Source organism: Nocardia aurantiaca (genome assembly GCF_009708175.1).
Taxonomy (GTDB): Bacteria; Actinomycetota; Actinomycetes; order Mycobacteriales; family Mycobacteriaceae; genus Nocardia; species Nocardia aurantiaca.
Window position 1 is genome coordinate 586,206 of record NZ_WMBB01000002.1, and the last position, 11,850, is coordinate 598,055.

Annotated in this window: 12 protein-coding genes; 4 read left to right on the forward strand and 8 right to left on the reverse strand. The window is 68.7% G+C overall.

What is annotated here, in order from left to right:
• Positions 1 to 17 precede the first annotated feature (17 nt).
• Entirely contained in the window at positions 18 to 1,190 is a 1,173-nt protein-coding gene (locus GLP40_RS06010; protein WP_154786755.1) for an acyl-CoA dehydrogenase family protein, read from the forward strand.
• A gap of 374 nt (positions 1,191 to 1,564) precedes the next feature.
• Entirely contained in the window at positions 1,565 to 2,377 is an 813-nt protein-coding gene (locus GLP40_RS06015; protein ID WP_154786756.1) for an enoyl-CoA hydratase/isomerase family protein, read from the forward strand.
• 59 nt (positions 2,378 to 2,436) lie between these two features.
• Here GLP40_RS06015 and GLP40_RS06020 read toward each other — a convergent pair whose 3' ends face one another.
• The 6 genes from GLP40_RS06020 to carD all read right to left on the reverse strand — a co-directional run bounded on the left by GLP40_RS06020 (position 2,437) and on the right by carD (position 7,317).
• Positions 2,437 to 2,715: a DUF4190 domain-containing protein gene (locus tag GLP40_RS06020; protein ID WP_328289747.1), complete on the reverse strand. Its 279-nt coding sequence runs from the start codon at positions 2,713 to 2,715 to the stop codon at positions 2,437 to 2,439.
• A 135-nt stretch (positions 2,716 to 2,850) separates the two neighbouring features.
• A complete protein-coding gene (rlmB, locus tag GLP40_RS06025; protein WP_154786757.1) occupies positions 2,851 to 3,834 on the reverse strand; it encodes a 23S rRNA (guanosine(2251)-2'-O)-methyltransferase RlmB in 984 nt (327 codons plus the stop codon).
• A gap of 318 nt (positions 3,835 to 4,152) precedes the next feature.
• Positions 4,153 to 5,553, reverse strand: a complete 1,401-nt coding sequence (gene cysS / locus GLP40_RS06030) for a cysteine--tRNA ligase (RefSeq protein WP_328289748.1) — start codon at positions 5,551 to 5,553, stop codon at positions 4,153 to 4,155.
• A 44-nt stretch (positions 5,554 to 5,597) separates the two neighbouring features.
• Positions 5,598 to 6,065 (reverse strand): 2-C-methyl-D-erythritol 2,4-cyclodiphosphate synthase, encoded by a 468-nt coding sequence (gene ispF, locus GLP40_RS06035; protein ID WP_154786907.1) that lies wholly within the window; start codon positions 6,063 to 6,065, stop codon positions 5,598 to 5,600.
• Between the two features lie 14 nt (positions 6,066 to 6,079).
• The gene (ispD, locus tag GLP40_RS06040; RefSeq protein WP_328289778.1) at positions 6,080 to 6,802 is read right to left on the reverse strand and encodes a 2-C-methyl-D-erythritol 4-phosphate cytidylyltransferase; all 723 of its coding nucleotides are present in this window, start codon (positions 6,800 to 6,802) and stop codon (positions 6,080 to 6,082) included.
• Between the two features lie 26 nt (positions 6,803 to 6,828).
• Complete coding sequence (gene carD, locus GLP40_RS06045; RefSeq protein WP_019931623.1) at positions 6,829 to 7,317, reverse strand: RNA polymerase-binding transcription factor CarD; 489 nt, start codon at positions 7,315 to 7,317, stop codon at positions 6,829 to 6,831.
• 478 nt (positions 7,318 to 7,795) lie between these two features.
• On the opposite strand from carD, the gene GLP40_RS06050 reads away from it, so the two are divergent.
• On the forward strand, positions 7,796 to 8,419 hold the full coding sequence (locus GLP40_RS06050) for a copper chaperone PCu(A)C (protein ID WP_328289749.1): 624 nt from the start codon (positions 7,796 to 7,798) through the stop codon (positions 8,417 to 8,419).
• 321 nt (positions 8,420 to 8,740) lie between these two features.
• Entirely contained in the window at positions 8,741 to 10,141 is a 1,401-nt protein-coding gene (gene radA / locus GLP40_RS06055) for a DNA repair protein RadA (protein WP_328289750.1), read from the forward strand.
• A 138-nt stretch (positions 10,142 to 10,279) separates the two neighbouring features.
• Here the strand turns inward: radA and GLP40_RS06060 are convergent, their stop codons facing one another.
• Positions 10,280 to 10,933 carry a hypothetical protein gene (locus GLP40_RS06060; protein WP_328289751.1) on the reverse strand — a complete coding sequence of 218 codons (654 nt, stop codon included), beginning with the start codon at positions 10,931 to 10,933 and terminating at the stop codon, positions 10,280 to 10,282.
• A gap of 121 nt (positions 10,934 to 11,054) precedes the next feature.
• Positions 11,055 to 11,678 carry a carbonic anhydrase gene (locus GLP40_RS06065; protein ID WP_154786758.1) on the reverse strand — a complete coding sequence of 208 codons (624 nt, stop codon included), beginning with the start codon at positions 11,676 to 11,678 and terminating at the stop codon, positions 11,055 to 11,057.
• Between the last annotated feature and the right edge of the window lie 172 nt (positions 11,679 to 11,850).

The window sequence follows — 11,850 nt, forward strand, 5'->3', positions numbered from 1 at the left end:
ACGGATGGTGACCAACCATGATCGACTTCTCGATTCCCGCCGACCTTGCTGCCGAACGCGATCGGGTTCGCCAGTTCGTCATCGACAAGATCGTGCCCTTCGAGCGTGATCCGCGGCTGACCGCGCACGGCCCCAACGACGACCTGCGGCAGGAAATGGTCGAGCTGGCCCGCGCCGAGAAGCTGCTCACCATCCAGGCTCCGGTGGAGCTGGGCGGCCGCGGCCTGACCCATGTCGAGCAGGCCGTGCTGTACGAGGCCGCCGGGTGGTCCACCCTCGGCCCGGTCGCCATGAACTGCGCCGCGCCCGACGAGGGCAATATGTTCCTGCTCTCCAAGATCGCGAATCCGGAACAGACACAACGCTTCCTGCAGCCGGTGATCGACGGCCACCAGCGCAGCGTCTTCGCCATGACCGAGCCGGGCGGCGCGGGCTCCGACCCCAACCAGCTCGCCACCGAAGCCACCTTCGACGGCGAGAACTTCACCATCAACGGCCGCAAGTGGCTGATCACCGGCGCCGACGGCGCCAAGACCTGGATCATCATGGCGCGCCTGGCCGCCAACCCGCACCTGCCCGAGGGCCCGACCCTGTTCCTCACCGAGGGCGACGCCGACGGCATCGTGATCGAGCGTGTCATGAACACCATGGACCGCAACTACGTCGGCGGCCACGCGGTGGTGCGCTTCGAGAACCTGGTGCTGCCCAGGGAATCCGTCCTCGGCGAGACCGGCCAGGCGCTGCGCTACGCCCAGTTGCGGCTGGCCCCGGCCCGTCTCACCCACTGCATGCGCTGGCTGGGCGCGGCAGAGCGGGCCCAGGCCATCGCGGTCGACTACGCCAAGACCCGCACCGCCTTCGGCAAGCCCATCGGTGAGCACCAGGGCGTGTCGTTCATGTTGGCGGACAACGAGATCGCGCTGCACCAGTGTCGGCTCACCATCTGGCATGCCTGCTGGCTGATGGATCAGGGGCATAAGGCGCGTCACGAGTCCTCGGTCGCCAAGTCCTTCGTGTCCGAGGAGCTGTTCAAGGTCACCGACCGCTGCGTCCAGGTGCTCGGCGGCATCGGCATCTCCGACGAGACCGTGGTGGAGATGATCTTCCGCGACATGCGCGCCTTCCGGCTCTACGACGGCCCGACCGAGGTGCACAAGTACGCCATCGGGCGGCAGATCCTGCGTGCCTGAAAAGCGCTGTCTGCCCGAATGAAACGTTCTGGACGGCTGCCCGGCGAAGGCATCGACCACATCGACGTACGCGCCGGGACCGCCGACGCCCATCACCAGCCCGTCGGCGGTGACGGCGAAGCCGAAACTGAAGAACGAGTGTGTGCGGCCGGACTCCTCGTACCGCGAGACATGACATGGTCGCGGCGCACACGCGGCGCGGCGGAGCGCTCGTTCTGGACCGCGGCTCGACAGACCTCCGCCGTGGAGCCGGGGATGAAACGGCCCCATGAACCTGCGCCTTGGGGGAGGGGAGAACGAGACCTCCGCTCCACCTCCCCGCGCTTGCGCCGCGAACCCCGCCCGCAGCGAAGCGGAGGGCATAATGTTCCAGCATGAGTTCGGAATTGCACGTGGACGTCTCCGGCGGCGTCGCCGTGCTCACGCTCAACCGTCCCGCCCAGCAGAACGCACTGACTCCGGGCATGGCGTCGGATCTCGGTGCGGCGCTGCGCCGCTGCGACAATGACGACGCCATCGGCGCGGTCGTCATCACCGGGACCCCGCCCGCGTTCTGCGCGGGCGCGGATCTGTCGCTGAAGGTCGGCGAGGTCAACGGTCTCATCGACCCGCCACCCTTCCGCATCAGAAAACCGGTGATCGCCGCGGTGAACGGGCACGCCGTGGGCATCGGCCTGGAGATCGCGCTGCAGTGCGACCTGCGTTATGTCGCCCGCGACGCGGTGTACGCCGTCAATCAGGTTCGGCGCGGCGCGCTCGCCGACGGTTTCGCGCACTGGACCCTGCCCCGGCTGATCGGCAGCGCCCGCGCCGCCGACCTGCTGCTCACCGGCCGCACCTTCGACGGCGACGAAGCGTACTCGCTCGGCATCGCCAATGCCTGCCTGCACGCCGCCGAGGTCCTGCCCACCGCCCTCGAGGTGGCGCACGACATCGCCCACGGCTCGGCCCCGCTTCCGGTAGCCCTGTCCAAGCGTCTGCTCTGGGAGGCCCCGACCATGGCCCCGGAAACCGTGGGCCGCTTGGAAACCGAACTCAACGACTACCTGGCCAAGAGCACCGACGGCGGCGAAGGCGTCGCCGCGCTCAAGGACCGCCGCCCGCCCAAGTGGACCGGCAGTGTCAGCGGCGAATGGCCCGCCTGGGACGCGGTGACAGGCGGCGAGCAGCGCCCGGGCCTGGACTGATCGGGGCTCGGGCGACCCCCGGGGATTCGGGGCGGAGAGCCCCGGCGCTCCGAGAGCTTCTACGCTCGCCCGCTGATGGCCATCAGCAGGAAGATGCCGCCGAACACGACCATGAGGAAGGTCCCGATGACCCCGAGGACATAGCCCACCAGGACCTGGATCCGGCCGCCCAATCGGCCGCCGCCCGCCTCGATCTCGTTGAGCGCCCGGCGGCCGAGCGCCCAGGCGATCGGCCCCAGTGCGCCGCAGCAGAATACGCTGAGCGCACCCAGCAGCAACACCGCCGTCGCATGCTCATGCTCGACGGGGGATCCGATGGGCGGCTGATCGAAGACCACCGCCCGAGTTTACGGGCGGAAGCGCCGTGACGGCAGGCTGACGCGCGGTGTTCGCTTGCGCCACTTCGTTATCGAGGCGAGAAGAACCTCGGAAGAGGGCGGATGTGCGAGGGATTCGGTCCGGTACCCGTGTATTCAGGACCGGCGCTGCCGGGCGACCTCGGCCAGCACCACGCCCGCCGCCACCGAGGCGTTGAGCGACTCCACCGGGCCCGCCATCGGAATGCTCAGGATGGCGTCACAGGTCTCGCGCACCAGCCGCGACAGCCCCTTGCCCTCCGAGCCCACCACGATGACCGTCGGTGCGCTGCCGTCGAATTCGTCGAGAGTGGTGTCGCCGCCCGCGTCGAGCCCGACGATCTGATAGCCCTTGTTCGCCCAATCCTTCAGCGTGCGAGTCAGATTCGTGGCCCGCGCGACCGGAAGCCGCGCCGCCGCACCGGCACTGGTGCGCCACGCCACCGCCGTGACACTGGCGCTGCGCCGCTGCGGGATCACCACGCCCTGCCCGCCGAAGGCCGCCACCGAGCGGATGACCGCACCCAGGTTGCGCGGATCGGAGATATTGTCCAGTGCCACCAGCAGCGCCGGCTCACCCGAGTTGTGCACCCGGTCGACCAGATCGTCCGGATGGGCGTACCGGTACGGCGGCACCTGCAGCGCCAGGCCCTGGTGCATGCCATTGCTGCTCATTCGGTCCAGATCGGTGCGCGGCACCTCCAGAATCGAGATGCCCAGGTCGGCGGCCGTCTGCACGGCCTCGGTGAGCCGATCGTCGTTCTCGGTGCCATTGGCGACGTACAGCGCGGTGGCGGGCACGCCCGCGCGCAGGCATTCCACCACCGGGTTGCGGCCCAGCACCAGCTCCGGACCCTCACTGTCCTTGCGGCCCGCGATGGGCCGGGCGGCATTGCGGGACCGGGTGGTGGCGGTCGCCGCCTGGGCCTTGGCCTTCGCCTTGGCGCGCTTCGCGGCTGGGTGGTAGGTGCGGTCCTCGGCCTTGGGAGTCGCCCCTCTGCCCTCGAGCCCGCGGCGGCGCTGCCCGCCGGAACCGACGGTCTGCCCCTTCTTACTGCCGGTCTTGCGCGTCGCCCCGCGTCGCTGGGAATTGCCTGCCATCACTTCGCCTTCCGTGTCTGTTGAGTGCACACAGCACGCGGGTAACCCGCCTCGAGCCGGTCGCGGGACGAACCCGCTCACGGTCATGCGGGAAACCTGCCTCCGGTCGGCGCAGCGAAGGGCTGCGCCCTGTCAATCTTCGCGCTGCTCCACAGCAGCGCCCCCGGACCGGCCACGAGTCACGCGGCATTGCCGGAGGGACGCTACGAATTGTGCCCCACGCTGGGCCGTCACCCCGAATTCGGTGTGCTCCGCCACACCACGCGGGCTAGCTCACGCGGTATTCGGGCGAGCCAGGTTCCGTGGGCGCGGAACCGCTCACTTCTTTTCCTTGGCCAAGGCCCACTCCGCGCCTTGCGGCGTGTCGGTGACCTCGATGCCCGCGGCCTTGAGCCGGTCGCGGACTGCGTCGGCGGTGACCCAATCCTTGTCGGTGCGGGCCTGCTGCCGCCGCTGCAGCTCCGCGCCGATGAGCACGTCGAGCGCGGCGATGGCCGCGGAGTTGTCGGCGGGCGCGGCCCAGCGCTCGTCGAGCGGATCCACGCCGAGAATGCCCAGCATGGCCCGGACCTGAGCGGCCAGCAGCCGCGCGCCCGAGAGATCACCCGCGTCGAGGGCCTTGTTGCCCTCGCTCACCACGCCGTGAACCTCGGCCAGCGCCTGCGGAACTCCGAGGTCGTCGTTCAGCGCGTCGGCGAAGGCCGGGGTCCAGGTGCCGATCGGCACCTCGCCGGTGCGCTCGGCCACCCGCAGCACGAAGGCCTCGAGCCGCTGGTATCCGGCGGCGGCCTCGGCCAGCGCCTGATCGGAGTACTCGACCATGGACCGGTAGGTCACGCTGCCCAGGTAGTAACGCAGTTCGACGGCCCGCACGCCGACCCGTTCCAGCACATTCGGAATGGACAGCACATTGCCCAGCGATTTGGACATCTTCTCGCCGCCCATGGTCACCCAGCCGTTGTGCAGCCAGTAGCGGGCGAACCCGTCCCCGGCCGCGCGCGACTGCGCGATCTCGTTCTCGTGGTGCGGGAAAACCAGATCCATTCCGCCGCAGTGAATATCGAATTCCGGTCCGAGATAGAACTCGGCCATGGCGGAGCATTCCAAATGCCAGCCGGGCCGGCCCGGACCCCACGGCGAAGGCCAGCTCGGCTCACCGGGCTTGGCGGCCTTCCACAGCGTGAAATCACGCGGGTCCTTCTTACCCTGGCCCGCACTCTCACCCTGGTGCACGTCATCGAGCTTGTGCCCGGACAGTTTTCCGTAGTCCGGATAGCTCAACACGTCGAAATAGACATTGCCCTCGGAGGCGTAGGCGTGGCCGCGCTCGATGAGCCGCTCCATCATCTGCACCATCTGGGTGATGTGCCCGGTGGCCCGCGGCTCACCGGACGGCGGCAGCACGCCGAGCGTCTCGTAGGCGCGGTCGAAGGCGCGCTCGTGGGTTGCGGCCCATTCCCACCACGGACGGCCGTGCTCGGCGGCCTTGTTCAGAATCTTGTCGTCGATATCGGTGACATTGCGAATGAAGGCGACATCGAAACCGTTGGCGGCCAGCCACCGTCGCAGCACATCGAAGGCGACGCCGCTGCGCACATGCCCGATGTGGGGTTCCCCCTGAACGGTCGCGCCGCACAGGTACACCGAGGCTTTGCCAGGGACCAGCGGCGTGAATTCACGCAGGGTCCGCGTCTCGGTGTCGAAAAGGCGCAGAGTCACGACAGAGCATCCTAGCTGTTGGGATTTGGCGGATTACCGGTGCGTCAGGCCCGACAACACAGCAGCGCGGTGGCGACCGCCGCCACCCCCTCGCCGCGGCCGGTCAGGCCCAATCCGTCGGTAGTGGTGCCGGACACCGAGACCAGCGCGCCCAGAATCTCGCCGAGCACCTGCTGCGCCTCAGCCCGTCGCGGACCTATTTTGGGGCGATTCCCGATTACCTGTACAGCCGCATTGACAATGGTGAATCCAGCCTCGTCCAGCAGCCGCCGGACTTCCTTCAGCATCGCCGCCCCGGACACCCCCGCCCATTCCGGGCGGCCGGTGCCGAAAACCGCGCCCACATCGCCGAGTCCAGCGGCGGAGAGCAGCGCGTCGCACAGCGCGTGCGCGGCGACATCGCCGTCGGAATGTCCCGCGCAGCCGCTATCGCCCTCGAACAGCAGACCCGCCATCCAGCAGGGCCGACCGGGTTCGACCGGATGCACATCGCTGCCGATACCGGTGCGCAGCGCCATGGGATCGATCACGGGGCGATCACCGCCTGGCGTGTCGTGTCCAGCCCGCCTGCGGTGTCGGGCGTATCACGGCGGGCGGCAAGCGTATTGGCGAGGACCAGATCCAGCGGTGTGGTGATCTTGAAAGCCAGGGCGTCACCGAGCACCGTATGAACGGTCGCACCAAGCATTTCCACCAACCCCGCGTCATCCGTCGCCTGTGTACCCACAGCGTAGGCGGCGCGCAGCAGCTCGGCGTCGAAGCCCTGCGGAGTCTGAATGGCGCGCAGCCCCGAGCGGTCCGGCGTGCCCGTCACCGCGCCCGTCGCGTCGACGGATTTGATGGTGTCGGTCACCGGCAGCGCGGGCACCACGGCCTGCGCACCTGCGCGCAACTCGTCCACCACGCGGGAGATGAGGGCCGGGGGAGTCAGGGCCCGGGCCGCGTCGTGCACCAAGACCAGGGTGGCGTCGGGCGCGGCCGCGAGACCGGCCCGCACCGAATCGGTGCGCTCGGCCCCGCCGGCGACCACGCGCACGGGCACGGAGGAGACGGGCAGCAGGGCGCGGGTCTCGGCGACGAGTTCGGCGGGCACCATAACCACAACGTCGTCGACCGATCCGGAGTCGATCAGGCCCTGAACCGCCCTGGTGAGCATGGGACTGCCGCCGACGTGGACGAATGCCTTCGGCTTGTTCTCGCCGAGACGCACGCCCATGCCGGCGGCAGGAACCAGAGCGACGACACGGATGCCGTCGCCGGGTGTTGTTTTCACGGTCAGGAGGCCGCTGCGAGAACCTCGTCGAGCAGGGTCTCGGCCTTGACGTCGTCGGTGCCTTCCGCGAGCGCGAGCTCACCGACGAGAATCTGGCGGGCCTTGGCCAGCATCCGCTTCTCACCGGCGGACAGGCCCCTGTCCTGCTCACGACGCCACAGGTCGCGGACGACCTCGGCCACCTTGTTCACATCGCCGGAGGCGAGCTTCTCGAGGTTGGCCTTGTAGCGGCGGGACCAGTTGGTCGGCTCCTCGGTGTGCGGAGCCCGCAGCACCTGGAAGACCCGGTCCAGGCCTTCCTGCCCAACGACATCGCGGACGCCGACATACTCGGCATTCTCCGCGGGAACCCGAACGGTCAGGTCGCCCTGTGCGACCTTCAGGACCAGATACTCCTTTTGTACACCCTTGATGGTGCGGGTTTCGATAGCTTCGATCAGCGCCGCTCCGTGGTGGGGGTAAACGACGGTGTCTCCGACCTTAAAAATCATGTGTCCCGTGCCCCTTTCGATGTTCACAGTTTAACATGCGACTCGGTAACGGCGCGATCAACGGCGCAGGTCAGGGCCACAACGGAGCGGCGGCGGGGGTTGACAGAACGCGAATCGTGTGCATCCCGTTGTGGCATAAGGGGATAGCGCATCGCACCGTTCGCGTGCATATACGAGTGCGTACTTCGCATACGCGACCGGGCACGGTCGGATAAACGACAATGCGTCACTCTGGAAGTCGTCGCCGAATCTCTGTCAGGGCCCCCTGACGCATCCCGCCGACGCGACGGCCCTGTCACGTTCGGGGCGGCGCCGCCGGATCGACAGGTGGTTCTCGCGCTCGGTCGGCGGGGCCGCTCTCGACTCCTCGCCACGCGCACGCGACACCGCCCGCGTGTAGGGCGGGGGAGGGGACGCATTACTCTCTTTGACTACTACTCTCCATAGTGGAGTTAGCCCGGTCGACATGGAGGACCCCGTGACTGCCCTGAAAGCCACCACTGCGTCGAAGTCGCGGCGGCGTGCCGTGACAGTTGCTGCACTCGCTGCGGGTGCGGTGCTCGCGCTGTCGGGTTGCGGCGCCGGTCAGGTCTCGCAGACCGCCACCCAGGTCGCCGCCATCAACGGCAACGCTGCCAATGTCGGTTCCATCGCACTGCGCGACGTGCGCTTCCTGCTCCCGCAGACCGAGGAGTACAACAACGCCAAGGGCGGCAAGGCCGTGCTGGCCTTCAGCGCCGTCAACCTGAGCGACAGCAAGCCCGACGAGCTGGTCAGCATCGGCACCGACCTGGGCCAGGTCAAGATCGCCGACAAGATCGAGATCAAGCCGTCCACCACCGTGGTCGCCAACAAGCCGACCGCCAAGGACGCCACCGCGGCCGCCGCGCACGAGCAGAACGCCGGCGAGCCCGCCGCCGACCCGAACGCCAAGCCCGTCCTGATCGAGGTCACCGGCCTCACCAAGGACGTCACCCCGGGCCTGACCTACCCGCTGACCTTCGTCTTCAAGCAGGCCGGCACCGTCGTCGTCAACGTTCCGGTCGACGCCGGCTCGAACAACCCGCGCCAGGAGCCCCCGAAGCAGGGCGGCGAGCACTGAGTCTGATTGCCCTCCGCTTCGCTCCGGGCGGGTTCGCGGCCCTGGGGGTCTCGTTCTTCCCCCTCCGCTCCTCCGCTGAGCTCCCCCGCTCCAAGCGCGGGGAGGCGGAGCGCAGTCCAGAACGAGACGGGCCGCGAACCTGAGAGTGGACACCGGTGTGTGGATTCTGGGGCTGGGCCGGCAGCGGGTCGGGTCCGAGAGTTGACCAGCGTGTGGAGTGATGACTCTGTCCTGCGCCCGCTTCGGTTTGCCGAAGCGGGCGCAGGCTTTTCCTGAGCGGGGTTGCCGGGACTTGTCGGCGTGGCTGATTAGGCTGCCCGCGTGGCCAAGGTGAAATCGCTGTACCGGTGCGCGGACTGCTCGCATGAGGTCGCCAAATGGGTTGGGCGCTGCCCGGATTGCGGCGGGTGGGGCACTATCGAGGAGATGGCGGCCTCCTCGTCCGCGGTGGCGGTGGGGCGACGGGCGATGCTGCCGAGCACGGCGGCGGCGCCGATCTCGAGCATCGACTCCAACAAGACGCAGGCCCGCTCGACCGGTGTGTCCGAACTGGATCGGGTGCTGGGCGGCGGAATCGTTCCCGGGTCGGTGGTGCTGTTGTCGGGGGAGCCGGGGGTCGGCAAGTCGACGCTGCTGCTCGAGGTGGCGCACCGGTGGGCGCGGGCACGCGATGAGATCGCGCTGTATGTGACCGCGGAGGAGTCGGCGGGCCAGGTGCGGCTGCGGGCGGACCGGACGGGGGCGGTGCACGACAAGGTGTACCTGGCCGCGGAATCCGATCTGGCTACCATTCTCGGGCACGTGGAGCAGGTGAAACCCTCACTGCTGGTAGTGGACTCGGTGCAGACCATGCTGGCCGCCGACGCGGACGGCGTGATCGGCGGTGTCACCCAGGTGCGCTCGGTGACTGCGGCGCTCACTTCCCTGGCCAAGGCCAGCGGGATCGCGGTGCTGCTGGTCGGGCACGTCACCAAGGACGGGGCGGTGGCCGGTCCGCGCACGCTCGAACACCTGGTGGACGTGGTGCTGCAGTTCGAGGGCGACAAGCACTCCTCGTTGCGCATGGTGCGCGGCATCAAGAACCGTTTCGGCAGCACCGACGAGGTCGGCTGCTTCGAGATGCGGGAGGCGGGAATCCATTGCGTGGACGACCCTTCGGGGCTGTTCCTGCACCATCGGGGCGCCTCGGTGCCGGGGACCGCGGTGACGGTCGCCATGGACGGCAAGCGGCCGATGCTGGGCGAGGTGCAGGGCCTCACGGTGGACACCCAGGTGCCCGCGCCGCGCCGCGCGGTGAGCGGGCTGGACTACAACCGCGTTTCCATGGTCCTGGCGGTCCTGCAGAGCCGCGGGGGCGTGTATGTGGGCAAGCAGGACGTCTACGCGGCCACGGTGGGCGGTATGCGGCTCACCGAGCCCGCCGCGGATCTGGCTGTCGCGCTTGCCATTGCGAGCGCCAGCCAGGATCAGGCGCTGCCCAGCGGCCTGGTGGTGCTGGGTGAGGTGGGCCTGGCGGGCGAGGTGCGGCAGGTGGCCGGGTTGACCCGTCGGTTGGCGGAGGCGGAGCGGCTGGGCTTCACCGAGGCCCTGGTGCCGCCGGGCGTGGACCGCACCGGGCGGACCATGACTTTGCGTGAAGTCGCCGATATCCGTGCCGCCCTTGCCATTACCGGACTGCGTCGACGACGCGGCGCGCAGGCCCCGGCGGAAATGGCGGAGTGACAGTCGAAATCGATTGACGATGCCGCATCGAATTCGATTGGACATGGAATTCGGTTGGCAATTACCGAAATTCTGGGAAATGTGTGGAGGCCGGGATCCGATCGATGGATCCCGGCCTCCACCGGTGTGTGCTGGATTTCAGAAGATATTGAAAGGCTCCGGCGCGCTGCGCACCGAACCGAGTTGCGCCACAACGGTGTAGGGGCCCGCCGGGACCTGGACGCGATCGCCCGCGCAGTTGGGCTGTGAGGTGGCGCCGGACCAGGTGACGGTGAAGGCGGCCTGCTGGCCGGGGGCCAGGGCGCGCATGTCGGGGGTGCCGTCCGGGTAGCAGTCGGTGCTGGACCACAGCCTGCGCTGGCCGTCCAGGGACTGCACCTGGACCAGCTGCAGCCCGGAACCCATGTCGCGTTCGCAGGCGGCGCTGGAGATATTGGTGATGACGATGCCGAACTGCGGCTGTTCGCCGACCTTGTAGGTGGGCTGCCCGACGGTCACCTTCACGGCCAGCGACTGGTCGGAGCACAGGCCCAGCGCGGCCGGGGCGGCGCCGGAAGGCTTGGCCGAGCTCGAATCCGGGGCGCTCGAGGTGGAGCTGCCGGTGGGCTTGGTGGTGGCCACGGCGCTCGAGGTGGAGGTCGCCTTGGCGTCCGTCCTGTGGTCCCCGCCGCCCTTCAACAGCGCGAACGCCACCCAGATCACCAGTGCGAGGCCGAGCACCATCGCGCCGATCGCGACCGCGCGACGGCGCCAGTAGATTTCGGGTGGCAGTGGTCCGTTCGGTTCCAGCACGCTGACAACGGTAAGGGTACCGTCCGTATCACCCCGAGCAGGGTCTCGGCGTGTCGGACGTGAAAGCGCCTACGGGGGCGGTAAATTCCGCCGCCCGCTCCGGCGATCCGTGTAGATCGGGCTAGACGACCTCGCCGATGTTCCCGATCACGCGGTGCAGCTTGATCTCACCGTCGCCGAGGTTGTAGGTGACGCAGGCGATGGCGCATTCGCCGGTGGCCACGCGCTGGGAGATGATCATCGACCGCTGCATGAGCAGGCGGGCGGTCTCCTCGACGTGGCGGGCTTCGAGCTCGTCGACCGATTCCAGGCCCTCGCGGCGGCCGATGAGGATGGACGGGGTGACCCGTTCGACGACCGAGCGGATGAACCCGCCGGGGACATTGCCGTGGTCGAGGGCGTCGATGGTGGCGCGGACCGCACCGCAGCTGTCGTGGCCGAGCACGACGATGAGCGGCACCGACAGCACCTGCACGCCATATTCGATGGAGCCCAGCACCGAGGCGTCGATGACGTGGCCTGCGGTGCGGACCACGAACATGTCGCCGAGGCCCTGGTCGAAGATGATCTCGGCGGCGACGCGGGAATCGCCGCAGCCGAACAGGACGGCCGAGGGCTGCTGACCGGCGACGAGCTTGGCCCGGTCGGCGGCGCCCTGGCTAGGGTGCTGCAACGTGCCGTTGACGAAGCGCTCGTTGCCTTCGCGCAGGGCTTTCCAGGCACTGATCGGGTTGGTATGCGGCATGTGTCCCATTTTCCATAGCCCTCTGGTTACCGGCGAGTCTTCAGCGTTACGGTCGGGCAAAGACGCGCCGACCATACCGCCGCGCGCCCGGTGAGCCGCCGGGTAGGCGGAAACCGGCCTCGCCGACATGGATACCATCGCGCGTGGCGGCGTGCGGGATTTCGGGAGGAAG

Bases quoted from the DNA above. Each gene is read 5' to 3' on its own strand.
- GLP40_RS06015 (WP_154786756.1), top strand. From the start codon at position 1,565: ATGAGTTCGGAATTGCACGTGGACGTCTCCGGCGGCGTCGCCGTGCTC.
- GLP40_RS06010 (WP_154786755.1), top strand. From the start codon at position 18: ATGATCGACTTCTCGATTCCCGCCGACCTTGCTGCCGAACGCGATCGG.
- carD (WP_019931623.1), bottom strand. From the start codon at position 7,317: ATGATTTTTAAGGTCGGAGACACCGTCGTTTACCCCCACCACGGAGCG.
- rlmB (WP_154786757.1), bottom strand. From the start codon at position 3,834: ATGGCAGGCAATTCCCAGCGACGCGGGGCGACGCGCAAGACCGGCAGT.
- GLP40_RS06065 (WP_154786758.1), bottom strand. From the start codon at position 11,678: ATGCCGCATACCAACCCGATCAGTGCCTGGAAAGCCCTGCGCGAAGGC.